At 32.2% G+C, this 24,978-nt stretch carries 18 protein-coding genes; 5 read left to right on the top strand and 13 right to left on the bottom strand.

The window, feature by feature from the left end; genetic code table 11:
* Window positions 1-1,698: a LysM peptidoglycan-binding domain-containing protein gene (locus tag ACKC83_RS05020; protein WP_434037235.1), complete on the bottom strand. Its 1,698-nt coding sequence runs from the start codon at window positions 1,696-1,698 to the stop codon at window positions 1-3.
* Window positions 1,699-1,811: 113 nt separating this feature from the next.
* Window positions 1,812-2,999 (bottom strand): phosphoglycerate kinase, encoded by a 1,188-nt coding sequence (locus tag ACKC83_RS05015; RefSeq protein ID WP_414035871.1) that lies wholly within the window; start codon window positions 2,997-2,999, stop codon window positions 1,812-1,814.
* A 207-nt stretch (window positions 3,000-3,206) separates the two neighbouring features.
* On the opposite strand from ACKC83_RS05015, the gene ACKC83_RS05010 reads away from it, so the two are divergent.
* Window positions 3,207-4,358 (top strand): ATP-binding protein, encoded by a 1,152-nt coding sequence (locus tag ACKC83_RS05010; RefSeq protein ID WP_434037234.1) that lies wholly within the window; start codon window positions 3,207-3,209, stop codon window positions 4,356-4,358.
* A 6-nt stretch (window positions 4,359-4,364) separates the two neighbouring features.
* Window positions 4,365-4,763, top strand: a complete 399-nt coding sequence (locus tag ACKC83_RS05005; RefSeq protein ID WP_434037233.1) for a DoxX family protein — start codon at window positions 4,365-4,367, stop codon at window positions 4,761-4,763.
* A 276-nt stretch (window positions 4,764-5,039) separates the two neighbouring features.
* Here ACKC83_RS05005 and ACKC83_RS05000 read toward each other — a convergent pair whose 3' ends face one another.
* From ACKC83_RS05000 to ACKC83_RS04970, 7 genes are all read right to left on the bottom strand, one after another.
* Window positions 5,040-5,885, bottom strand: coding sequence for a DUF4249 domain-containing protein (locus ACKC83_RS05000; protein WP_434037232.1), 846 nt, complete (start codon window positions 5,883-5,885; stop codon window positions 5,040-5,042).
* A 6-nt stretch (window positions 5,886-5,891) separates the two neighbouring features.
* Window positions 5,892-8,261: a TonB-dependent receptor gene (locus ACKC83_RS04995; RefSeq protein WP_434037231.1), complete on the bottom strand. Its 2,370-nt coding sequence runs from the start codon at window positions 8,259-8,261 to the stop codon at window positions 5,892-5,894.
* A gap of 216 nt (window positions 8,262-8,477) precedes the next feature.
* Entirely contained in the window at window positions 8,478-8,990 is a 513-nt protein-coding gene (locus ACKC83_RS04990) for an OmpH family outer membrane protein (RefSeq protein WP_414035876.1), read from the bottom strand.
* A 232-nt stretch (window positions 8,991-9,222) separates the two neighbouring features.
* On the bottom strand, window positions 9,223-10,080 hold the full coding sequence (locus tag ACKC83_RS04985; RefSeq protein ID WP_434037761.1) for a class I SAM-dependent methyltransferase: 858 nt from the start codon (window positions 10,078-10,080) through the stop codon (window positions 9,223-9,225).
* A 109-nt stretch (window positions 10,081-10,189) separates the two neighbouring features.
* Window positions 10,190-12,061, bottom strand: a complete 1,872-nt coding sequence (mnmG, locus tag ACKC83_RS04980) for a tRNA uridine-5-carboxymethylaminomethyl(34) synthesis enzyme MnmG (RefSeq protein WP_434037230.1) — start codon at window positions 12,059-12,061, stop codon at window positions 10,190-10,192.
* Between the two features lie 63 nt (window positions 12,062-12,124).
* On the bottom strand, window positions 12,125-12,538 hold the full coding sequence (gene ybeY, locus ACKC83_RS04975) for an rRNA maturation RNase YbeY (protein WP_434037229.1): 414 nt from the start codon (window positions 12,536-12,538) through the stop codon (window positions 12,125-12,127).
* 3 nt (window positions 12,539-12,541) lie between these two features.
* On the bottom strand, window positions 12,542-15,940 hold the full coding sequence (locus ACKC83_RS04970) for a hypothetical protein (protein ID WP_434037228.1): 3,399 nt from the start codon (window positions 15,938-15,940) through the stop codon (window positions 12,542-12,544).
* A gap of 164 nt (window positions 15,941-16,104) precedes the next feature.
* Between ACKC83_RS04970 and gltX the strand changes: the two genes are divergently transcribed.
* Window positions 16,105-17,616, top strand: coding sequence for a glutamate--tRNA ligase (gene gltX, locus ACKC83_RS04965; protein WP_434037227.1), 1,512 nt, complete (start codon window positions 16,105-16,107; stop codon window positions 17,614-17,616).
* Between the two features lie 104 nt (window positions 17,617-17,720).
* Here the strand turns inward: gltX and ACKC83_RS04960 are convergent, their stop codons facing one another.
* Window positions 17,721-19,568, bottom strand: a complete 1,848-nt coding sequence (locus ACKC83_RS04960) for a T9SS type A sorting domain-containing protein (RefSeq protein ID WP_434037226.1) — start codon at window positions 19,566-19,568, stop codon at window positions 17,721-17,723.
* 282 nt (window positions 19,569-19,850) lie between these two features.
* Here ACKC83_RS04960 and ACKC83_RS04955 point away from each other — a divergent pair, with 282 nt between their 5' ends.
* Window positions 19,851-20,780, top strand: coding sequence for an SPFH domain-containing protein (locus tag ACKC83_RS04955; RefSeq protein WP_414035882.1), 930 nt, complete (start codon window positions 19,851-19,853; stop codon window positions 20,778-20,780).
* Window positions 20,781-21,105: 325 nt separating this feature from the next.
* Complete coding sequence (locus ACKC83_RS04950; protein WP_414035883.1) at window positions 21,106-22,116, top strand: acyltransferase family protein; 1,011 nt, start codon at window positions 21,106-21,108, stop codon at window positions 22,114-22,116.
* 227 nt (window positions 22,117-22,343) lie between these two features.
* On the opposite strand, the gene ACKC83_RS04945 is transcribed toward ACKC83_RS04950, so the two are convergent.
* The 3 genes from ACKC83_RS04945 to ACKC83_RS04935 form a co-directional block, all read right to left on the bottom strand.
* Window positions 22,344-22,652, bottom strand: a complete 309-nt coding sequence (locus tag ACKC83_RS04945; RefSeq protein ID WP_414035884.1) for a hypothetical protein — start codon at window positions 22,650-22,652, stop codon at window positions 22,344-22,346.
* 104 nt (window positions 22,653-22,756) lie between these two features.
* Entirely contained in the window at window positions 22,757-23,389 is a 633-nt protein-coding gene (locus tag ACKC83_RS04940) for a response regulator (RefSeq protein WP_434037225.1), read from the bottom strand.
* The gene (locus ACKC83_RS04935) at window positions 23,386-24,975 is read right to left on the bottom strand and encodes an ATP-binding protein (protein WP_434037224.1); all 1,590 of its coding nucleotides are present in this window, start codon (window positions 24,973-24,975) and stop codon (window positions 23,386-23,388) included. Before ACKC83_RS04935 ends, ACKC83_RS04940 begins: the two co-directional genes overlap by 4 nt.
* Window positions 24,976-24,978 lie beyond the last annotated feature (3 nt).

Below are 24,978 nucleotides of genomic sequence, written 5' to 3'. Positions count from 1 at the left end.
TTAACCTTTAGATACTTTTAAGGACATTCCTGGTTTTAAACGACTACCACTAATATCGTTCCATTCTTTAATATTATCTACAGAAATTCCAGAATATTTTTGAGCTATACTCCATAATGAATCTCCTTTCTTAACAATATAAGTCTTTTCTTCTGTTTTTTTTGCAGATGCCGTAGTGGCAGTACTAGCCGTTGCACCTGAGTTTCTTGGGTAAATTGTTAAGCGTTGCCCGATACTTAAATTATTACTTCTTAGTCCGTTCCATTGTTTTATCTGACTAACACGAACACTATATTTTCTTGCAATTTTACCTAAATAATCTCCAGATTTAACGGTGTACCTTGTTTTGGTTTCCGATTCTATAAACTGAGGCAAGGGTTTTTCGCGCTTATCAAATTCGGCTTTAGCATAAGCATAGATTAAATCTTCGTTAGCCACAAAAGGTCCTATGGCACGCACTGGCAAGCGCAAGGTATAGGTTTCGTTTTTAATAACCGGAATTACATCTAATTTATAAGCGGGATTTAAAAACTGAAGTTCTTCAATTTTAATACCTGTAAGTTCTGAAACCTGATCTAACGTAATCATTTGTTTCACGTGAAGCGTATCGGTTTCAATGTATGCAAATTCGGGTCTTATTCTAGAAAAACCAAGTTCTTCAGCATATTCAAAAATATACATAGTGGCTAAAAAAGCGGGTAAATAGCCTGCCGTTTCACGAGGCAAGTAATTTCTAATATTCCAGTAGTTTTCATAACCCCCAGATCGTCTAATCGCTTTAGTCACATTTCCTGGTCCAGAATTATATGCTGCTAAAGCCAAATCCCAATCGCCAAAAACACTGTATAATTTAGAGAGGTATTTAGCCGCTGCTTCGGTAGATTTTAACGGATCGCTACGCTCGTCGACATAACTACTGACATCCAAGCCGTAATACTTTCCTGTTGGATACATAAACTGCCATAAACCCGTGGCACCAACTCTGGATTTAGCTCTTGGCTTTAAAGCAGATTCTACAATCGACAAATACTTTATCTCTAATGGAAGGTTGTAATTATCTAGTTCTCGCTCGAACATTGGGAAATAATATTCGCTTAGCGCCATTAACTTCTGAAGTGAATTTCTACGACGTTTTAAATACGATTTAATTACACTTTCTAAACCTGGATTATACTCCACATTAAAAGGTGTTTTTGCATCTAATTCTTTCAACCTCTTTTTAAGAGTATCGGTGTTTAGTTCTGGATAATCTACAGCATCGTAGGTAAGTTCTGTTACCGATTCGTAAATTGAATCGTAAAGTGCATTACTATATAATTCTTCTAGCCATAACTGATCGACCTTTGCAGAATACTTATGATCTCTAAGATTCTCTAAGCTTAATGAATCTATTACAGGCTTAATAGTTTGCTTGTAATAGGTTTGTCCATCTATAATGGTATCTACAATATGCTCCTCTCCGGTGCGTAACTTATCTTCGGTAACAAGCTCAGTAACAACTTTAACGACTAAAGTGTCTTGTTTTAAATCGTTTACTATTAAGGTGTTTTTTGTATTTTGAGTCAGTGTATCTTGCTGCGCTGTAGTGGTAATCTGAGAATCCCGACTACCTTTAATAGCGAGGGAGTCTTGGGCATAAAAACATGTAATCTGTAGAAATGCAATAAAAAATAAATACGAATTTAGTCGGTGCTTCATCAATAAAACCATTAGTTAGGTGTAACGTCGAGCCGGCTAAATTCGTATTTTTATACTGAAAAAGAAAACTATAAGTTATAAAACTGTAAAGCTTTCAATATTTAATTGAGAAATTAATCTAAAATGGCTGCAATACCAGGTAGTGTTTTTCCTTCTAAACTCTCTAACATTGCTCCTCCACCTGTACTTACATAACTCACTTTCTTTTCGAAACCAAATTGCTTAACAGCAGCAACAGAATCTCCTCCTCCTACTAAAGAGAACGCTCCGTTTTTAGTTGCTTCGGCAATAGAATTTCCTAAAGCGATTGTTCCATTTGCAAACGTTGGTAATTCGAAAACACCTAAAGGTCCGTTCCATAAAATTGTTTTACTCTCTAAAACAACCTTATTGAAGTTTTCGATAGATTTTGGTCCAGCATCTAAACCTTGCCATCCGTCAGGAATTTCGGTTACATCTAATACCTTAGTATCTGCATCGTTACTAAATGCATTTGCCGCAAGAACATCAACAGGAAGATGAACTTGAACATTTTTAGCTTTAGCTTGTTTTAAAATTTCTAAAGCCAATTCCATTTTATCGTCTTCACAAATGGAATCTCCTATTTTTCCTCCTTGTGCTTTAATGAAAGTAAATGTCATACCTCCACCAATTATTAAATGATCTACTTTATCTAAAATATTTTCGATAATAGTAATTTTTGAAGACACTTTAGCACCTCCTAAAACTGCCAAAATAGGCTTTTCACCAGTTTCCATTACTTTTTGGATACTTTCTATTTCTTGAGCTAATAAATAACCGAAACATTTATTTTCTGGGAAAAATTTAGCAACTATAGTTGTAGACGCATGTGCTCTATGTGCTGTACCAAATGCATCATTCACATAAATATCTCCTAATTTAGAAAGTTGTTCAGCAAATTTTTCGTCGCCCGCAGTTTCTTCAGAATAAAAACGTAAATTTTCTAACAATAACACTTCACCTGGCTGTAGTGCCTCAACAGCAGCTTCGGCTTCTTTACCTACACAATCCGAAACAGTTTTCACGGCTACTCCTAAAACATTAGAAACTTCTTCACTAATATGTTTTAAAGAAAACTGATCTTGAACACCTTTTGGTCTTCCTAAGTGAGACATTAAAACACAGCTTCCACCATCTTCTAAAATTTTAATAATTGTAGGTTTTGCAGATACTATTCTTGTATTATCTGTTACTTTAAAATCCTCGTCTAAAGGGACGTTAAAATCTACTCTAATTAATGCTTTTTTATTATTAAAATCGAAATCGTTAAGTGTTTTCATCCTAAAAAGTTTTGATGTTATTCTACAAATGTAAACAATAATAAACAGCTTTAAAACGTGTTTTTTTACGAAAACGTTTTCTATTTTAAAAGATTTTTAAAAATTTAGAATTACAATACTTAAAATACAGATAAAACTTAATTTTATGCTAAAAAGTAACTCCCATTTAAATCTTAGCTTTAATTAAAAAATATTTAGTTTTGCGACATGTTATTTAAAGATATTTTAGGTCAGGATCATATTAAAAACCATTTAACACAAAGTGTAGATAATGGTCGTATTCCGCATGCGCAATTATTTGTTGGTCCCGAAGGTTGCGGTACATTGCCTCTTGCTATTGCATATGCACAATATATTTTGTGTAAAAATAGTAATGGCGAAAACAACACCGGTAACGAAAGTTGCAATCTAAAATTTAATAACATTTCGCATCCCGATTTGCATTTTGCCTTTCCTGTAACCACTACAAATAGCATAAAATCGCACCCTGTTTCTTCTCACTTTTTAACAGAGTGGCGTCAATTACTAAAAGAACAACCTTACGGAAATCTTTTTGATTGGTACAAAATGTTAGGCGTAGATAATAAACAAGGGCAAATTGGTGTGGATGAAGCTCAGGATATTGTTAAAGCATTATCGTTAAAAGCATACGAAGGTGGTTATAAAGTAATGATTATCTGGATGGCTGAAAAAATGAATCCAGCCGCTTCAAACAAATTATTAAAACTGATTGAAGAACCACCAGAAAAAACGGTATTTATTCTGATTGCCGAAGAAGAACAGCATATTATAAATACAATTAGATCACGGTGCCAGGTATTACACTTTCCAAGACTCGCCGAAGAAGTTATTGTAAAAGCACTTGTGGACAATTATCAGATTAAAGAATCTGAAGCGATTAAAATCGCTAATCAGTCTAACGGAAATTATAATAAAGCATGCGATTTAGTGTATCACGATACCGAAGACACGCAATTCGAAGACTGGTTTGTGCTTTGGGTAAGAAGTGCATTTAAAGCCAAAGGTAATAAAGCTGCAATTCACGATCTTATAAATTGGAGTGAAAACATTGCAAAAACAGGAAGAGAAACACAAAAGCAATTTTTACACTTTTGCATGGATTTTTTCCGTCAAGCCATGCTCTTAAATTATAGTGCAGACGCACTTGTTTATTTAGAACCAAAAACAGCGTTTAAATTAGAAAAGTTTGCGCCCTTTGTTCATAGTGGAAATATTATGGATATTTACGAAGCTCTTCAAGATGCCATTTACCATATTGAACGAAATGGAAATTCTAAAATAATACTGACAGATCTATCTATAAAGCTTACGCGCTTATTACATGCAAAACAAGAATAAGACGCTATGAAAATCATTTTAAAACACAGTGCAGAATTACTTATTCTTATCTTTTTAATCATAACTTTTTTAATGAGTGTTATCGATAAGTTAACCGACTGGAAAGGTAATGTAGCCTTTTTAAAATCGCATTTTGCCAATACTTTTGTACCGCCTTTAATTCCGGTAACCTTATTAATTATTCTTGTTTTAGAAGCTTTAACAACTGTATATTGTAGCCTAGGTATTTTTGAAATCATTACAGAGAAAAACACACATTTTGCGCTTATAGGTTCAATAATTTCATGTGTCATTCTTTTACTCTTTTTATTAGGCCAACGTATTGCCAAAGACTACGACGGCGCAAGGAATATTACAATATATTTTATTGTTTCTGTATTTGCTGTTTTTCTGTTTCAAAACTAAATCTAATTACTATTTGTCTTCCATAAAAACAGTAGTCGCTATACTATTCTAAGTCATTAAATACTCTAGTTCAATCTTCATTTTTCGCAAACTTTAAAAGTTGTGTAAATTGTAAAATATCACACCTAAAACACTAACCTATACACTTAAATAACAACACATTAAACTGATGTTAATTTTGAACACATTGCATAAAAAAAGCATTAAATTTTAAACCTTAAGTTCAAAAATTTAATGCTCTATTTTATTGTAATTTATATTGAAAAGATTATGATTTTAATCTTCAATAAAAGTATAGCTTTGTTTATCTGTTTGCGTGACTCTAAAATACCCATAAGGATAGTTTTCTTTATTAGTAACGTTAATACAATTACCTAATAATTCTACTGGAGCTGGAGTAAACGGATTACCAGAACTTCCTGACTGATTGTTAAGAATTCCGATATAATTATAATATTCTTTAGTCACGTTGTAAATATTAATATCTACTACATCACCTGGCTGAAATTCATCATCTTCATCATCTCCACGTTTTTCATAGATTAATTTAATTTCATTTCCATTTAAAAACTCATCGGAAACGGTAACTAAATCCGGAAAAAAATCGCCTACCTCCTGATATCTTAAAACATAATAATTCTCTTCGTCGGCTGGATCATCAAAATACACAACCACTTCTAAAGCATCAGGGTCAAATCCGTCGTCCTTAGTTTGTGTTACTCGAGAAATAGAAGTTGTAGGAAGCAGTGTTTCTGTAGCCGTAAAGGTTTCTCCTTCATAGATAACATTTAAGGTATATACATCGTTTAAAATCGCTCCAAAGGCATTAGATGTATAAGTACCGTTTTGCTGATCTTCAAAGACATAAACCGCATTATCGCTAGCTCTTGTCACACGCACTTCTGCCCCCGTTACTGCGTTTGGTAAATCGGTTTCAAAATAAGGTGTTGTTGTACTTAATTTAATAGTCTGATCCATACCGGAAGTCCCTTTTTCCCAATCTAAGGAAGCCTCAATTACAAGTCTTGGTTCGGCCGTTGGCACCTCTACATCTATAACATCTGTACAAGATGTAATTATATATGTTAGAGTTAATAGACCAATATATATGCTGTTTTTCATGATGATTTAAAATTTGAAATTATACGTTACAGAAGGCACTATTCCGAAAATAGCTGTACGCGTAGCTTCGTTTACCCCAGTTTCTAAATTTTGACCGAAAGAAATAGACGCTGCATTTTTACGATCGTAAACATTATAGATACTAAAAACCCACTCCCCTTTCCATCTCGCGTCTGGTTTGTTATTTGGCTTAAATGTCGCTGCTAAATCTAATCGATTATAGGCCGGTAAACGATTTGAGTTTCGATTATCGTACACTGGAGACGATAATCCTTCGTATTCATACTGACCTAAAGGATAGGTTGTAGGACGCCCTGTTTGAAACACAAAATTACTACTAAAACTCCATTTATCGGTTAGTTGATAGCTTCCCGTTACAGATACATCATGCGTTCTATCGTATGCGGTGCTATACCACTCACCACCATTAATACCTGGTCCGTTAGCATTTCCTCCAGGTGTATTTTGTTCTGACTTAGAAAGAGTATACGCAAACCAACCTGTAAAACGGCCACGGTTTTTTCTGAATAAAAACTCCCATCCGTAAGCTCTAGATTCGCCTGTTAAAATTTGAGTTTCAATATTGTTCTGAGCTATTAAACTAGAACCATCTATATAATCGATTCTATTATCTACAGTTTTATAATACACTTCGGTTTCTACAGAAAACAATCCGTTTTTAAGTTCTTTAAAATATCCAGCAGAATATTGATTTGCCATTTGCGGATCTATAAATTCTCCACTTGGCGTCCACACATCTAAAGGTGTTGCATTTGCTGTATTAGATAATAAATGTAAATATTGGGCGATTCGAGAATATCCTAATTTAAAAGAAGACGATTCGCTTAACTCATACGCTAAACCTAAACGCGGTTCGAAATTTGAAAATGTTTTTATAGATTCCCCTCTAGAATAATCTATTTCTCCTGTTTTAATTCCTTCCTGATAAATTCCTAAAGATTCGTTGTAAACCACAGGCTGATTATTCTCGTAAGTCGACATTGGTTGTCCGCCTAAACGGTTAAAAAAACTAAAACGCAACCCAGCTTGAACGTTTAAACGATCAGAAAATTTGTGTTCGGCATTTACATATACACCACCTTCGAACGCACGTTTTTCATCTAAAATATTTTCATTAATCGCAGAGCTTTCATCTGTAGGTTTTACCTCACCCGGATTGAAATTGTAATTAATTCCGCTTACTCCAAAATCGATAGTTGTTTTATTATTTAGGTAGTATTTAAAATCGTATTTCGCATTAAAATTTTTAATATCAGAATCCCAATCCAAGCCTATAAAACCTAAAGTTAATTTGTAATTATACATACTATAAATTAACGATAAGTTAGAAAACAGCTTATCGTTAAAAACATGATTCCATCGTAAATTTAAAGAGGTATTACCGTATGAATTTTCAAAAGAATCTGAAAATTTAAGAATATCCCGACCGAAATACCCTGATACATACAACTTGTTATTAGCATTAATCTCGTAGTTTCCTTTCGCATTTATATCGTAAAAATATGCGGTATTGTCCTGACCTGCGGCCTTTAAAAATAAATGCGCATAAGACGAGCGCCCTGCAACTATAAACGACCCTTTACTTTTAAACAAAGGTCCTTCCGCCGCAAGACGACTTGAAATTAGCCCAATTCCACCCGTTAAATTAAAATCTTTACTATTCCCTTCTTTTTGACGGATATCGAGCACAGATGAGACGCGACCACCGTAATTGGATGGAATATTACCTTTGTACAACTTTACATCTTTAACCACATCGGCATTAAACACCGAAAAGAACCCAAATAAATGCGATTCGTTAAATATAATAGCTTCATCTAAGAGAACTAAGTTCTGATCTGTTGCTCCACCTCTAACATTAAACCCGTTAGAACCTTCCCCGTTATTAGTAACTCCGGGCAACAACTGTATAGACTTCACTAAGTCCACTTCACCTAATACTGCTGGAATTGCTTTAATGGTAGAACTTTTAATTACAGACACACTCATTTGCGGATCTCTAATATTAGCCTTTTCAGATTCTTCTGCAGTAATTACAACTTCGTCTAAAGCCATATTATCTTCCTCCAATTCGAAAGAATAATTTTGATTTCTATCGAGTTCAATATCTTTAGTAATTGTGGTATATCCTAAATAAGAAATAACAAGTTTATAACTCCCTTTAGGAGCCGATAACGAGTAAAATCCATAAGCATTTGTAACTGTTCCATTACTTGTACCTTCTAAGTACACTGAAGCCCCAAATACAGTTTCTCCATTTGCAAAATCCTTTACAGTCCCGCTAACAGAAAATTTTTCTTGAGAATACATCAGCACACTAAGAAGCAAAAAGCAAACGCTAAGTGTCGTTTTCATATTTTAGTTTAATATTATAATTGATTACAAATCAAGTAAATTTATATGGCATTTAAGTATTAAATTTAACCCAAAACACTTAAATATTAATGCTATTGATAGTCTTAAAAATTATGTTTAACTATAAACACAATTAAGACATGGAATTGTTAGACATAAAAAAAGTCAAACATGAAAACCATGTTTGACTTTTAGTTTATAAGATTTATTTAGAATCTATTTCTTGTAAGAGTCATTTAACGCTTTAACAAGTGTTTCTGTTAAATCATCTCCTTCTTTTCCGTACATAACACTTCCAGCATCATTACTTCCTAAAATAAAATCGTAACCATTAGATTTTCCGTAATCTTTTACAAATGTTCTTACTTTAGAAATTAAAGAATCAATTTCCTTTTGACTTTCAGTGGCGATTTGTTGTTCTGCCATTTGAATTTGCTGTTGTAACATTTGTTGTTTTTGTCCTAACTGCTGGTAACGCTCTTGTGCTTTATTTTGAGCCATAGAACTTGCTTGCGCTTGAAATTCTTGATATTCTGCTTGAAAAGATTGCGCTAAACTATCTGTCCTTTTATTAGACGCCTCTATCATTGTTTTATACTTAGCCTCAACATCAATTTTTTCTTGATATTCATTAATTAATTTAGAATTGTCTACAAATGCTATTTTTTGTGTTTGCTGACAAGAAGCCATAGTAATTAGTACAATTACTAATAAAGATATTTTTTTCATTTTTATTTTAAATTTATTTCTGAAAACAAAAATATAAAAGTTACGCAGATAATTGGATTAATATGAAGCTATTAAATAGTTATCACGATTATTTATTAAGAATAAGATATAAATAATTTTTACTTATCAAAAACAAACCGTATAGAAGCGATATAAGACGAAACTAAAAAATTGACATATAAGATTAAGTCGGAAACCTAAAAACGCGCTTAAATCGCTTTATTTTGGATTTTTACTCGTTTTTAGCTATGTAAATCAATGATGAGTACTCCCCGGACTGTTTCGCCTTTAGATTAGATCGTAATCCGATTTGAAATGCCTTAAAAAAATTCATTTTCCCAGATTTGTACTTTTCAGAAAGCAAACACACGTAAAAGGCATCGAATACCATTGGAAGGGTTTTTACAACTTTAAACTCTTGTTTTCCTAAAATTTTAGAAATCCCAGTTTGCGAGAAATGCCATAAATGTCTAGGCACATCAAAAGCGGCCCAAAACGTTTTATAATACTGTGCATCGTAACTTTTATAATTTGGGACTGCAATTACCAAAACACCGTTAGACTTAAGAAGTCTTTTATAATTTTCTATATGCGAATCTAAATTTGGCAAATGTTCTAAAACATGCCAAAGCGTAATAACGTCGAAACTCTGATCTTTTAAAGAATTTATTTTAGAAGGATCGTGAACCGTATCCCCTACTTTTTTAATAGCTAATTGGCGTGCATCTAAATCTGGTTCGATGCCACAAGCATTCCATCCATTTGCTTTTGCTATTTGCAAAAAATCTCCTGTACCACAACCAACATCTAAAAGTGTTTTATCTGATGTATTAAAACTATTTATTAAATTCAATTTTCGTTTTAAAGCAATTCCTTTTACAACGTGATATGCTTTTTCGAACAGATTTCGTTTAGAATCGGTATGCGAAATATAATCTTCACTCTTGTAATATTGACCAAGTTCCTCATCTTTTGGTTGTGGCGAGGTTATTAAGATATCAAGATTAATATCTCGATGTAATTCAAAATATTTTCCAGAAACAGAATAATCTTTACATTTTAGATACACATTGTTGGCCATTATATTTATAAACTTAAAATAGAAATCTCTACACTTTTACCTGTAGAGATTTCTAACTATTGATATTTATTACATTTTTTATTCGAAATAGTTAAACGTTCCACGTGGAACATCGAAATTATCTTCCCATATAAACAAGCAAAACTGAAATATCGTTAGGCGATACTCCACTAATTCTTGACGCTTGAGAAATACTTGTTGGCTGAATTTTTCTAAGCTTTTCACGAGCTTCAAAACTCATAGATTTAATCTGCGAATAATCGTAATTAGCAGGAATTTTTATATCCTCTAAACGTGTTAACTTATCGGCATTATTTTTTTCCTTTTCAATATATCCAGAATACTTCACTTGGATTTCTGTTTGTTCGATAATCTCTCGATCCAAATCATTTTCAGAAATATATTGTTCTACTTCTTCAATTTTACGCACATCGTCCATTTCAATATTAGGACGCGCAAATACTTTAAAAAGTTTACCAGACTGATTCACAACAGCAGAATCTTTACTCTCTAAAATTGGATTAATAACATCTGCTTTAACACTTAAATCTTTAAAAAACTGAACGAATTTATCCGATTTATTATGCTTATCCTCCATACGAATTAAACGCGCTTTAGAAGCCAAACCAATCTCATAACCTTTTGGAGTTAATCTAAAATCGGCATTATCTTGTCTAAGTAACGTTCTATATTCTGCACGTGAGGTAAACATTCTATAAGGCTCTTCTGTACCCTTTGTAATTAAATCATCTATTAAAACTCCAATATAAGCTTCGTTACGTTTTAGTACAAATTCTTCGCGCTCCTGAACTTTTAAACTCGCATTAATTCCAGCCATTAATCCTTGAGAAGCGGCTTCTTCATAACCTGTAGTTCCGTTAATCTGACCAGCGAAATACAAACCTTCGACTAACTTCGTTTCTAAGGTATGTTTTAATTGCGTAGGTGGAAAATAATCGTATTCTATAGCATAACCTGGTCTGAAGAATTTTACCTTTTCAAAACCAACAACCGAACGTAATGCTTTAAACTGAACATCTTCTGGAAGCGATGTCGAAAATCCATTTACATACACCTCACAGGTATTCCAACCTTCTGGCTCGATAAACAATTGATGACGATCTTTATCTGCGAAACGATTAATTTTATCTTCAATAGATGGACAATATCTAGGTCCTAAACTTTTTATTCGACCATTAAACATTGGCGAACGATCGAAACCTTCACGCAACAAATCATGCACCAAAGTACTCGTATATGTCATGTAACACGAACGTTGTTTTGTTAAGGGTTTAGTAATATTAGAGTACGAAAATTTCTCTGGAACTTCGTCTCCAGGTTGTTCAGACATTTTAGAATAATCTAAAGAACGACCATCTACACGAGGTGGTGTTCCTGTCTTCATCCTTCCCGATTGAAATCCTAAATCTACTAACTGTTCTGTAATTCCAGTAGCCGCTCTTTCACCTGCTCTTCCCCCACCAAAATTCTTATCTCCTATATGAATTAAGCCATTTAAAAACGTTCCATTAGTAAGCACAACAGACTTGGCTTTCACCTCAATTCCTAACGATGTTTTTACTCCAGAAACCTTTCCGCCTTCCATTATTAAACCAGAAACCATGTCCTGATAAAAATCTAAATTAGGAGTTCCTTCTAACATCATTCTCCAATCTTCAGCAAAACGCATACGGTCGCTCTGTACTCTAGGACTCCACATCGCAGGTCCTTTAGACTTATTTAACATCTTAAATTGAATCGCAGAAGTATCGCTTACAATACCACTATAACCACCTAAAGCATCAATCTCTCTTACAATTTGTCCTTTGGCAATTCCACCCATTGCAGGGTTACAAGACATCTGTGCAATGTTTTGTAAATTCATTGTAATTAACAATGTACTACTCCCCATATTCGCAGCCGATGCGGCAGCTTCGCTACCAGCATGTCCTGCTCCAACTACAATTACATCGTAAACTTTATCAAACATTTAAATCAATTTATTATTAAAATTTATATAATGTTCCACGTGGAACAATCAATAAAAAAAATCTTATTTAGTAAATTTGGCTAAATAATAATCTTCTTTACTCCTCATTACTTCGGCATCAGAATCTGTTTTATCCTTATAGCCACAATAGTGTAATACACCATGAATAATAACGCGGTGAATTTCATCTTCGAACTTTGTCTTAAAATCTAAAGCATTATCTCGAACGCGTTCTACAGATATGTATATATCGCCATGAATTTCCTTACCAATACAATAATCGAAACTAATAACATCGGTTAAGGTATCATGATCTAGAAACTCTACATTTAATTTATGAAGATATTCATCGTCACAAAAAATATAGTTAACCTCCCCTTCTTTACAACCTTCCTCTATAATAGTCGTAATAATCCAATTAGCTAACTTTTCTTCGTTGGCTATTTCAAAATCAGTTTCGTAATTAAAATATATCATTCGTTAATTCTTAAAATACTGTTGTACTTTTTGCTTAAAAGTATTCTGCAAAGGTAGGACTTGTCTATTTAATATTTCAGTTGTATTAAAATATTGTTTAGCCTGTGGTAATTTATCTGAAGTGGTATTAGAAAACGTACTAGAATTACTTTTAGATTCCCGTTTATCATCCTGATCTTGCTTAAACGTAGCGTCTTCCATCTTTAATAATTGATGCTCAAAATTAAGCATTTTCTCTAAAGTCTTTTCCGTAAATCCATCATTTAACAATTCCATTTCCACCGATTCCATGTCCTTTAACAAACGATAACCTTCAGGTGTTAAACCTTCTTTTTCTAGACGTTCCTGCAACTGATTTCGCAACTCTTGTTGCCGTTGATATATCCCAAACAATTCGCCACTCATCTCTTCATTGGATTTGTTACCCTGCCCAGATTTTGAACCTTGTCCCTCCTTGCCATCTTCAGAACTTTGACCTTCCGAACCAGATTTGCCAGATTTAGAACCTTCGCCAGATTCACCTTCCTTCTCGCCCTTCTTTCCTTCTTCGTTACCTTCTCCTTTAGTATGTTGTTTCATTTGTTTATTCAACTCCTCCTGACTCATAATAATATCTTGAAGTTGCCCCTCACTCTCACCAGATTTTTTACCTTCGGAACCTTGTCCTGAAGATGACGATGAATTTAATTGATCTTCCATATTATCTAAAATATTGCTCAATAAATCTGCAAGTACATTGGCCGAAGAAAACACATGTTGCTGAGAAGATACCCCTTGAAAAATTTCGTTTTCAGAAAATTCTTCTAACGATTTATCTAAGTAAAAATAGATCTCAGTGATTTCATTATTTATAGCCTCCGACAACATGGGCTGACGTAAAGACAATGAAAACAAACTATCGTCTATATGCTCAAAATACTCTCTTAAATCGTGTTGCTTCCTTAGTTTTTGAGCATAGTTATTATGATTAATTTCAATGCCCTTAAAAGCATTCATCAGAGCTTCTTCGTCGAACGAAAAAATTAATAAATTATCCAAAATCTGACGAAGCATTTCGGCATCTTCTTGCATTTGCTCTCCCCCATCCATCTGCACAGATTGTTGCATAGAAGAACTCATTTGCTTCATTTTTTGACCAGATTGCTTTTGCTTTTTCTTAGCATTTTCTTCAGACTTTTTAGGCTCCTCACTTTCTTTAGACTCACTATCATTTAATTCTTCCAATGCCTCTTTTTGAAGTTTATCTATTTCCGATTCAGACTTTTCATTACGAGGCATATCCATTGGCTTTTTGAGCGCATTGTTCTCCTTTTGTAAAGCATCTAATTCCTTTTGAAACTCATCAAACTTTTTATTTAATTCGACTTGCTTTTCAGAAGTATTCTCTTCCTTCGACTTCTCCGCTTGCTTTAACTGTTCATCGGCAAGAGTTTCTAAATCCTGTTGCAACTTCTCAGTTTTCTTAGCCACATAAAAACGTTTAGTTAACTCCACCAACTGTTCTAAACTACGTTTCTGTCTCTTATTTTGTTTACTTAAATATTTGAATTTCTCAGAAAGTTCTTCTTCACTTATTTTATCTTGAATCTTTTCCAATTCTTTTAATAAACGTTCATCTTGTTTTAACTGCTCTTCATTTTCCTTTAAACGTTTTTGAAGCTCATCCTTTAAGGGATCTGCTGTATTGTCCTTATCGAATTCTTCTAGATTTTTTTGAAAAGATTTATTGAAATTTTTCATCATCTTTTCCTGTTGCTCTTGACGTTTCAGAACATCCTTAATCTGTTTTCTATCGTTAAAATTTAAAGTCTTTTTGGTCTTACGTGTTTTTGAAATATCATCTAGCATTTTCTGATTCTCATCGAACTTCTCCAAAGAATTATTAAAATCCTGTATACCTGATTGTTGTTGCTGTAATAAGGTGTTTTTAGTTTCACTTTTAGTCTTTTCGCGATAACTAAACACTTCACTCTTTTTACGCTTATATCCGTGTAGTTGGTCATTATCAAACACTTCAAAATATAAACTATAAGACACGCCTTCTTTTAGCTGTAATTGATTTGGAAACGCCGTTACAAATTGATCGACGTTGAATTTAGAAATAGCAATTGGAATGGTAGATTTAGCAGATTCTTTATCTGTTTCAAAATACACCAAATTTAAATTACGCAAACCGTAATCGTCACTCACCTGACCTTTAAAATACATTGTTTTTAAATCGACTGTATCTTTAACCATTTCCACTTTTAACTCTGGGAATTGATCTTTAATAACATCAATAGAAAAATTTAAACTTTCGTAGTTTGTAAGATTTTTATTACTAGTGTTTAAACTGTAATTAAAATTAGAATACACCTGTTTTGAGCCTTCAAAATTATTTCCAACTTTTGAAAAAGCCATAGTATCTGTAGCGAATAAATGAACCTGATCAGTCGCTTTCGTATTTAATTTCCAAGTCACCTTTGTACCTTCTGGAACAATGGCATTACCTGTACTTTTTAAAACCTCATCCTTTTTATTAATGTAATTAGGATATTCTAAAACCATATCGAAACCTAATAATGTTGGCACTTCGACTATAGCCAATTTATACGGTTTAGATGTGACGCCATTTGCATGAAGCTGAAAATTAATATCTGTTTTAGGCTTATTAAAAACATATTCAAATTCTCCAGAACCTAAATCTTGTAAAATGTAAGTCTCGTTATTAAAAATGATTTCAGCCTGTTCAGGAATTACACTTCCTGCTGTATTAATATGTAATTTAAAATCTTTGTTCTCTACCCCATTTAAATTTTCATTTAAAACAAAAAACTGAAATGGTGCAGGTGGTTCGTAAGCCGTTTTATAATCCACCACACGTTTATAGCTATCGGTAAACCAATTTATTTTTCCAAGCGCTAGAAAAATTAACAAAAGACAAACCGGGAGAATCGCGTATTTTAAATATTTTAAATTCTGATTGAAATTAACGGCTAATTTAAAAGGTACCGGACTTAACTCTGAAGCTTTCTGATTGATACTCGCCAATAGCAATTCCGATTTAGATGAATCATTATGAAGTTGTAAAACATTCAATAATTTATCATTCACTTCTGGAAAATGATTTCCAATTAATTTAGAAGCTTCTTCGTAATCTATCCCTTTTTGAAGTTTGAATAATTTACTTAACGGAAACACAATAAATTTTGCAAAGAGTAACACCTCAACCAAAACAAACATCCAAAATAAAATGGCTCTAGCGGTTGGGCTTAACCATAAAAAATGTTCGACTAAAAGCGTGAGTAAAAAATACAAAAGTCCGATAGAAAAAAACAAGATTCCACCTTTAATAAGTTCGTTCGTATAATAACGCCTAATAAAGCCTTCGAGTTTTTGTATTATAATTTTATAATTATCCAATCTACTGTGTATTTAACCCACTAATCTACAATAATAATTTTAGCTGTAATAGTCTGCAAATGTAACATTCTGTTAAATTGAAATCTATAAAATAATTATTGCTTTGTTTAAATCTTTCATCTTTACACATATCAGAGTATCTTTGCGGTCTTAAATAAAAAAACATGACTAAAGATGTTCGTGTGCGTTTTGCACCCAGCCCAACAGGACCACTTCATATAGGTGGTGTACGTACGGCCTTATTCAACTATTTGTTTGCTAAAAAACATAACGGAACTTTTGTTTTACGTATTGAAGATACCGATCAAAACAGATATGTAGAAGGTGCCGAAAATTATATTATTGATGCCTTAAATTGGTGTAACATACCGTTTGATGAAGGTCCCGGAAAAAACGAAAAATTTGGTCCTTACAGACAAAGTGAACGTAAAGATTTATACAAAGCTTATGCCGAAGAGTTAATAGCTTCTGGAAACGCATATTACGCTTTTGATACTGCCGAATCTTTAGATGCACATAGAAAAGATCATGAAGCTAACGGAAAGACGTTTATTTACAACTGGCATAACCGTTTAAAATTAAGCAATTCGTTATCGCTTTCTGCTGAAGATGTACAACAAAAATTAGATGCTGGAGAAGATTACGTTGTGCGTTTTAAATCACCTCAAGACGAAACCTTACATTTAAAAGATATGGTTCGTGGCGATATAAAAATAGACACCAACATTTTAGATGATAAAGTTTTATTTAAAAGTGATGGAATGCCAACTTACCATTTAGCAAATATTGTAGACGACCATTTAATGGAAATCTCGCATGTAATTCGTGGTGAAGAATGGTTACCGTCTCTTGCTTTGCATTATCAACTTTATAAAGCCTTTGGATGGGATGCTCCAGAATTTGCACATTTACCATTAATTTTAAAACCTACAGGTAAAGGTAAATTAAGCAAACGTGATGGCGATAAATTAGGATTCCCAGTATTTCCTTTAGAATGGATTGACCCAAAAACTAACGATGTTTCACGTGGATATAAAGAAGATGGTTATTTTGCCGATGGTGTTATAAATTTCTTAGCCTTTTTAGGATGGAATCCAGGGACAGAACAAGAATTATTTAGTTTAGACGAACTTGTTGAAGCTTTCGATATAGAACGCGTACACAAAGCTGGAGCACGATTTGATCCTGATAAAATAAAATGGTTTAATCACCATTACATGCAAGAGCAAAATAACGACGAACTTGCAGAAGCCTTTAAAGCGCAACGTGACGAATTAAAAGATATCGACGTGAATTATATCGCGATGGCTGTTAATTTAATTAAAGAACGTGCGACATTTATATCTGATTTATGGGATTTAAGTAGTTTTTTCTTCGAAGCACCAAAAACTTACGACGAGAAAGCATCCAAAAAAGCTATTAAGGACGACACTAGAGCGCTTTTAAGTGAATTAGCTACTCTTATTAACACTATAGAGGATTTCTCTACGGAAACGCTTCAAAATACCGTAAAAGGATGGATTACCTCTAAAGAAATTGGTTTTGGAAAAGTTATGATGCCTTTACGATTAGCTTTAGTGGGTGCTTTACAAGGTCCAGATGTTTTCGATATTATGTTTATGATTGGAAAACAAGAATCTATCGCACGTATTGAAAACTTAGCAACAGCTATTTAATATATAAATACACTTCAAAATAATAGGTTATAATTATTTTGAAAGGCATAAAAAAAGCACGTTTTAAAAACGTGCTTTTTTTATGCCTTATAATTAGATATTGATTACTGCTTAATAAACTTGAAGTTAGTAGCAAAACCTTTGAATGACACTACATACATTCCTTTTGTTAAGTTAGACACATTAACCGAATTATTAGTTTGTGTTATTGTCTGATGTAATACTTTTTGCCCCATCATGTTATATACACTAATTTGGTGCTCGCTAGATATATTTTTGAAAGAAATAACATCGCTAGCAGGATTTGGATAGATAGAGATATTAGTTATAATTTCTTCACTTTCCTCTACAGCTAATGCCTTAGAAGAACATACATAACCTTCTACATCGTAACCTCTATTGTTAATAATAGCAATAACTTGTTCAATATTACTACATCCTAAATTCATATCTATTGCCGCTTGACGAATTGCAGACATCGCTTCTTTTTGTGTGCTTGTGCTACCTGTCATTGCTATACCTTCTAAAACAATTTTATCTGTAGTTTCTTTTCCAAACAATTCCCAAACTTCCATTAAAGTACTTGAAAAAATTTGTCCGTCTTTATGTATTTGTCCTGTTAATCCTTCTGGATAACTAGCTTGGTAATCTGTAACACGTCCATCCCAAAATTCGTTATGTCCATCCCACTTAAATAAATTGTTATAAGATGCATTCGATCTTGAACTGTTATTACTTTCTAAACCTCTACTATAAGATTGTGCCCAATAGTCACCAAAACCTTCACTTAAACCTTCTACTTGAGAAATACTACCTCCAATTAACCATTCGTGAATTCCGTGACCTAATTCGTGTACAATTACATCTGCATCTTCTGCATCATCTACTCCACCTGTACCAAATTTTAAAACACCTCCACCGTAAGATGAATTGTCTGAACCGTTAAAAGCGTGAGGATCGTATAAAATAACACCATCGTTGTACATGGATTTTAATGCAATCCCTAAGGTTTCATTAATATATCTCATGTTCTTATCTATATGGTAATAAGCGTTTACAGCTTCAAAACCATCTTCATCTCTTGTAAAACTAAATACTGGTGATTTTTGTTGAAACAATCCAGTTGCAGGATTTTGTATTTCTTTAATTTCTAAGTACTCTCCTTTTAATGTATATAAACCATTTTCGCTATTTGCAATTAAGAAAGAAACATCTGTACGCGCTTCATCTAAATACACATTAGTTTGATCGTCGTTGTCTACAAAGTTTCCACCATAAACTTGGTTAGTAGAAGATAATGGATCTGGATTAAATATTTTTCCTGTAACCTCTACCATAGAAGCTCTTGAAGTACTCTCTTTTTCATGATCGTTGTCATGAGCATGGTGATAGTGAGCAATATCATTTTTACTAATTACTTCACCAGAGTGTGCATCTATAACAGTTTCCCAGAATCCGTTTAACGTTTTAGAGTTCGTAGTCACGCGATATACTAATTGTGTAGTACCTTCATTATTATAAACTAAAAGTTCAGAATCTTTTTGAGTAATTGTACCCTCTATAGCTAAAGCTTTAGCTGCTACAGTTACAGCATCATCAGATGTTAAAGTAGGAACAGTATTAATTCTTGAAATTGTATTGTCAAAAGAACCTGTATGAAAGGTTACTTCACTATTTTGTGAAACGTGAACAGCCATACTAGCATTATAAACAGGTACGTCGTTAACATATTGCTTATATCTTAAAGTCTCACCAGAAGCACCAACTTGATTGTGTACAGTTCTAAGTTCGTAAGATTTTTGAGAAGCTAAATTATTAAAGTTCTCTTGTAGCCAAGTGGAAGCAACTTCCTCATTTTTGGTTTGTGAATAAGTAATTTGGGTAGGACAAATTACAATACTCAACAGAAATAATATCCTGTAAATCATAGTAGCAGATTTGGTTAAATGCATGATAAAAGTATTACTTAGTGCTTTATTCCAAGGGCTACAGTGCATTAAAACGTTGAATTGGATTTTTTTTCAGTTAAACGAAAAATGACCTTACAGTTCATCTAAGAAATGTGCATTTTAAATTTTATAAAAAAATAAAATGGAACAGATTGGATCTCGCTTTTTACAAAAATTAGGCCTAAAAAGGCAGATAAATCTCTATCTTAAAGAAGATATATGATCCCATTAAAATTATATAGACTAAATTTATAACCAGATTCATTAACCCATAAAATTATATATATGTCCGTATTGTTTATACCCATTGTATTTCTATTATTACTTGTATTGTTTCTTTCCTTTTTTACAGTGAAGCAACAATCTGCAGCTATTATAGAGCGTTTTGGAAAATTTAAAAGTATTCGCCATTCTGGTTTACAAATGAAAATTCCGTTTATCGATCGTATTGCCGGTCGAATGAGTTTAAAAATTCAGCAATTAGATGTTATTGTAGAAACTAAAACTAGAGATGATGTATTTGTACGTTTAAAAATATCGGTTCAGTTTAAAGTGATTCAAGAAAAAGTGTATGATGCATTCTATAAATTAGACTATGCGCACGACCAGATTACATCTTATGTTTTTGATGTGGTACGTGCCGAAGTTCCTAAAATGAAATTGGACGACGTTTTTGTTAAGAAAGATGATATCGCCATTGCGGTTAAAACAGAACTTAATGATGCCATGTCGGATTATGGATACGATATTATTAAGACTTTAGTAACAGATATCGATCCCGATGCACAAGTTAAAGAAGCCATGAACCGTATTAACGCATCTGAACGTGAAAAAATTGCTGCTCAGTTTGAAGGAGATGCACAACGTATATTAATTGTGGAAAAAGCTAAAGCAGAAGCCGAAAGCAAACGTTTACAAGGACAAGGTATTGCAGATCAAAGACGTGAAATTGCTCGCGGATTAGAAGAATCTGTCGAAGTTTTAAATCGCGTAGGTATAAATTCTCAGGAAGCTTCTGCCCTAATTGTAGTAACTCAGCATTATGATACTTTACAATCTTTAGGTGAAGAAACAAACAGTAATTTAATTTTATTACCAAATTCTCCACAAACCGGAAGTAATATGCTAAATGATATGGTGGCTAGTTTTGTAGCAAGTAACCAAATTGGTGAAGCCATGAAGGAAAGTAAAAAAAATCCTAAAAAGTTAGAATAATTATAATTTTAAAATCGTGATAATAAAAACCACGATATAGAAATTCAAAATATAGGAGTTCATTTAAAAAAATACAAAACCCGTTTAAAGCAATTTTAAACGGGTTTTATTATATACAACAAGGCAATACATTTATTAAAATATATTGTCTTTTAGAAGTGATATATGGACTTCATTTTTGATAAATTAAAATTATTATTATAATAAAATAATAGAAATTTATTATACTGTTCATGACGATGAAAATCAAGAACTAATTGTAATAATTAAATAATAAATAATTTCTCTCTTTACCAATTCATATTTATTAATAGATTTGTTACAAATGGAAAAAAAACAATTTGTTAATTCAATACATTATTTTAGGGCAGTTGCCATTATAATAATAGTATCCGGTCATTGCTTTGAATTAATTAATTTTGATAATAAAAATATAGTTTATAAGTTAATTACTAAATCAATTCAAGGAGGAACTGCTTTTTTTGTCTTTATTTCAGGCTATTTATTTTATCATATTTTTTACCAAAATTTCAATTTTAAAAAATTTATAATAAAAAAAATTAAATATGTACTTGTTCCCTATTTATTTTTAACAACTATACTTTGCCTGTATTTGTTTTTTGATACATCTCAAATCTTTGAAACAAGTATCTTGATGATTTATTTATCTGGAGGAATTGTATCAGCCTATTGGTACATTCCATTTATTATGATTGTATTTATTTTATCACCTCTTTTTATAAAATTTATTACCCTTGATAACAACCAAAAAATAGTATTTATCATTATTTCTTTAATCATTTCACTTTATATTCATAGAGGAAATATTACTACTAACCCTTATGCGTTTCTACACAATGTTATTTATTACACTCCCATATATTTGATGGGAATATATGTATCTATAAATAAAAAAAGTATTCAAAAAAAACTGAAAGGAAAGGAGTTTTTTATTCTAATTTTAGGCTTTTTAACTGTTATACCATATGTTATAAATTCAACAAATAATTTTTTAGAATATATTAAAAAAGCAGATTTAATGATTCTTCAAAAAGTTTTTTTTATATTCTTTTTCTTTATTTTTTTAGAAAGATTTGAAAATACAAAAATTAAAATTTTAAATAAATTAGCTGAAAATAGTTTTGGTATATTTTTTATTCATTGTATTTATATTCAATTAATAATAAAAGTGATGAACTCTTTAAATATTGAATTTCGGAATGATTATTTTATTTATATTTTAGGAACAATTATTGTCATTTCGCTCTCTCTATATACTACGTTAATCACAAAAAAAATATTTGGTAAAAATAGTAGATATTTAATTGGAAACTAAAAAACAAACCTCCTTAAAATTTTAATATTCTGCGTATAATCCTCCGAAAATCAACATCCTAAACGCTTCAATAATTAAAGGTATAACTAAAAAATCATAGCGTATTTAGGTATTATTTTTAGGACCGATATAAAATTAAAAAGCGCCTTAACAAATTTGTTAAGGCGCTTTTCGTTTAACTAATAAATCCAATTCACATTAAAAGAATGTTCTGAGGAAAATTTATATTATTTATTGTCTCTCCAAGGCTTGTAATTTTTATACGCAGGTCCTTTTAATTTTGAACGCTCAGAACCAATTACAATTCCAGCATACGTTTTATCAGAATCACTACGCTCCCATGCCTTTTTATTTTTATATTCGGGACCTGTAACCTGTTCCTTATTAGTCTCTACAGCTATCACGGAAGCGGTAGTTTCATGTTCCCAAATTTTATAATTTTTATATTCCGGTCCAGTAAAATCATTTCTATCTTGTGCAAATGCAATACTTGTAGACCCTAAAAGTAAACCTAATACTAAATATATATTTTTCATGCTATGCTATGTTTTTTTGTTTAGTACAAAATTAAGCCATACATAGGGTGTTTACAGGTCACAAAAACCACGTAATCGGTATCCGTATAAATACGGATAAAGTATTAAATCAGATTTATTTCAGTGGCTTTCTTTATAAGTTCGGCTGTATTCTTTACATCTAACTTTTTTAAAATATTAGCGCGATGTGTTTCTATAGTTCTGGTGCTAACAAACAGTTTAGAGGCTATTTCTTTAGTTGTTAATCCTCTAGAAATCAAACCTAAAACTTCCTTTTCTTTATTAGAAATTATATTTTCGCTAATCTTTTGTTCCGACATAAAATTTATCATCTTTTCGGAGATTGTAGGACTAAAATATTTTTTACCCTGACTCACTATTCGAATCACTTTTATGAGTTCATCCTCATCGGTATTTTTAAGTAAATATCCATAGGCTCCTGCTTTAGCACTTTTGGCAATGTAATTCCCATCGTTATGCATAGAAATAATAATAGGCTTGATGGTTGGACTCTCATTTTTAAGCGCTTTTAATACGTCGAAACCATCCATATTAGGCATAGTAAGATCTAATAAAACAATACTAACATCTTTATATCTCTCTATCGCATCCATAAAACCAATACCGTCGCCCACAGAAGCTAAAACCTCTATATCGTTATGTTTTATAAGAAGTTCCTTTAAACCATTCCTAAAAAGCTCATGATCGTCTGCTATTATAATTTTTATCTTATTCATAACTCTATTGGTAATTCAATTTCAAAAGTTGTATTTCCTGTTTCAGATTGCATGTAAATTTGTCCATTACAAATGTCTACACGTTCTTTTATATTGGTAATTCCAGAACCTAATTTCACATTTTCTAAATCAAATCCTATACCATCGTCAAAGTAAAAGAGCGATATAAAATCATCGAATTCCGAAAGTGAAATCCTAATATTATTAGCATTAGAATGTTTTAAAGCATTATTAACTAATTCTTGACCGATTCTAAAAATATTTATAGCCTGATTTTTAGTGATTTTACTCACATCCCCTTGTGTTAAATCTTCAAATTCAATCGAAATCCCAGACGTTTTTTTAATTGTATTTACAAAATTTGTTAAGGCAATACCTACTCCAAAATCATCTATAGTAGATGGCATTAAGGCGTTAGACATTAATCTAATTTCAGAAATTGTACCATCTAAAATTCGTATCATTTCTAACTTCTGATTTTTATCTTGTATATGATTTTCGATATAGAATTTTAAGGAGGTTAATAACGGACCAACACCATCGTGTAATTCTCTAGACAATCGGCGTCTTTCATTCTCCAAACCATCTACCAATTGACGCTTGGTATTTATACTATTCTTATTTTCTTTATTTCTAAATTCAATTAGCTTATCCCTCATTTTAATGAGACTTTTCCCCAATACATCGTGTTCACTTTTTGGAACGTAATGAGAATTAAGATTCATTTTACCCAACTCTTTCGAAAAAACAACGGCACCTTGCAACGATTTTTTTAAATAATCTAGTGCTTCAAACATGTCCTTAACTTCGCTTGGATTTTTTACAAATTGCTTAGTCTCATTATAATGGCCTTCGGCCATAATTTTCAGACTTTTTCTCATATTGGCAATAGGATTTGTTATAATTCGAGTAAGGAAAAGTGATAAAATAATAGCGATAATCATTATTAAAACGGTTAATCCTAATAACTTCAATCTTAGTTCTTCCAAAGGGGCTTTAACCTCACTCTTATCTATTTCTGAAAGTATAGCCAGTTTAAGGTAAGAAACGTTAATCGGACTGTACACACTATAAACTTCTACACCTCTATAATCCTTAAAAACACCTCTACCAATTTTACCAGAAAATGCGTCTATAACACCCTGCGTTTTAACCGCAATAGTCGATGGTGTTTTTTCGGGAATAAATCGAGATTGCGATCGCATATAAAAATCTGATCCCACCAAATAAGATTCCCCACTACTTCCCATTCCAGCACGTTCTAATAAAATATTTTTGATTTTATTATATGCTATAATCTTAACCTTTGGAATACCATTATAATCGGAAATAAGTCCAATAGTAGTGTTTCCTTGCGGTTCGTAAGTAGTTAAATCGTAAATTCCAGGTGTATTAAGTATATGATCTGGAACGTTAAAATTTAAAGTAGCAGTATCCTTAGAAGTTTCATTTAAAAATGAATTCCATTCACTGTTGATTAAATCTTCAACCTGAATTTGTTTTAATGTTTTTACAGAATTTAGCTGAAGTAATATTCTGTCGTCTAAAACCTTCGAAAACTCATTATAAAACGTAATAGACAACATGAA

It is taken from the genome of Formosa bonchosmolovskayae (genome assembly GCF_051016085.1).
GTDB lineage: Bacteria > Bacteroidota > Bacteroidia > Flavobacteriales > Flavobacteriaceae > Formosa.
Note: the sequence above shows the minus strand (reverse complement) of the source record. Positions and strands in the feature narration are given on the sequence as shown.

Bases quoted from the DNA above. Each gene is read 5' to 3' on its own strand.
- ACKC83_RS05020 (WP_434037235.1), bottom strand. From the start codon at position 1,698: ATGAAGCACCGACTAAATTCGTATTTATTTTTTATTGCATTTCTACAG.
- ACKC83_RS05015 (WP_414035871.1), bottom strand. From the start codon at position 2,999: ATGAAAACACTTAACGATTTCGATTTTAATAATAAAAAAGCATTAATT.
- ACKC83_RS05010 (WP_434037234.1), top strand. From the start codon at position 3,207: ATGTTATTTAAAGATATTTTAGGTCAGGATCATATTAAAAACCATTTA.
- ACKC83_RS05005 (WP_434037233.1), top strand. From the start codon at position 4,365: ATGAAAATCATTTTAAAACACAGTGCAGAATTACTTATTCTTATCTTT.
- ACKC83_RS05000 (WP_434037232.1), bottom strand. From the start codon at position 5,885: ATGAAAAACAGCATATATATTGGTCTATTAACTCTAACATATATAATT.
- ACKC83_RS04995 (WP_434037231.1), bottom strand. From the start codon at position 8,261: ATGAAAACGACACTTAGCGTTTGCTTTTTGCTTCTTAGTGTGCTGATG.
- ACKC83_RS04990 (WP_414035876.1), bottom strand. From the start codon at position 8,990: ATGAAAAAAATATCTTTATTAGTAATTGTACTAATTACTATGGCTTCT.
- mnmG (WP_434037230.1), bottom strand. From the start codon at position 12,061: ATGTTTGATAAAGTTTACGATGTAATTGTAGTTGGAGCAGGACATGCT.
- ybeY (WP_434037229.1), bottom strand. From the start codon at position 12,538: ATGATATATTTTAATTACGAAACTGATTTTGAAATAGCCAACGAAGAA.
- gltX (WP_434037227.1), top strand. From the start codon at position 16,105: ATGACTAAAGATGTTCGTGTGCGTTTTGCACCCAGCCCAACAGGACCA.
- ACKC83_RS04960 (WP_434037226.1), bottom strand. From the start codon at position 19,568: ATGCATTTAACCAAATCTGCTACTATGATTTACAGGATATTATTTCTG.
- ACKC83_RS04955 (WP_414035882.1), top strand. From the start codon at position 19,851: ATGTCCGTATTGTTTATACCCATTGTATTTCTATTATTACTTGTATTG.
- ACKC83_RS04950 (WP_414035883.1), top strand. From the start codon at position 21,106: ATGGAAAAAAAACAATTTGTTAATTCAATACATTATTTTAGGGCAGTT.
- ACKC83_RS04945 (WP_414035884.1), bottom strand. From the start codon at position 22,652: ATGAAAAATATATATTTAGTATTAGGTTTACTTTTAGGGTCTACAAGT.
- ACKC83_RS04940 (WP_434037225.1), bottom strand. From the start codon at position 23,389: ATGAATAAGATAAAAATTATAATAGCAGACGATCATGAGCTTTTTAGG.
- ACKC83_RS04935 (WP_434037224.1), bottom strand. From the start codon at position 24,975: ATGTTGTCTATTACGTTTTATAATGAGTTTTCGAAGGTTTTAGACGAC.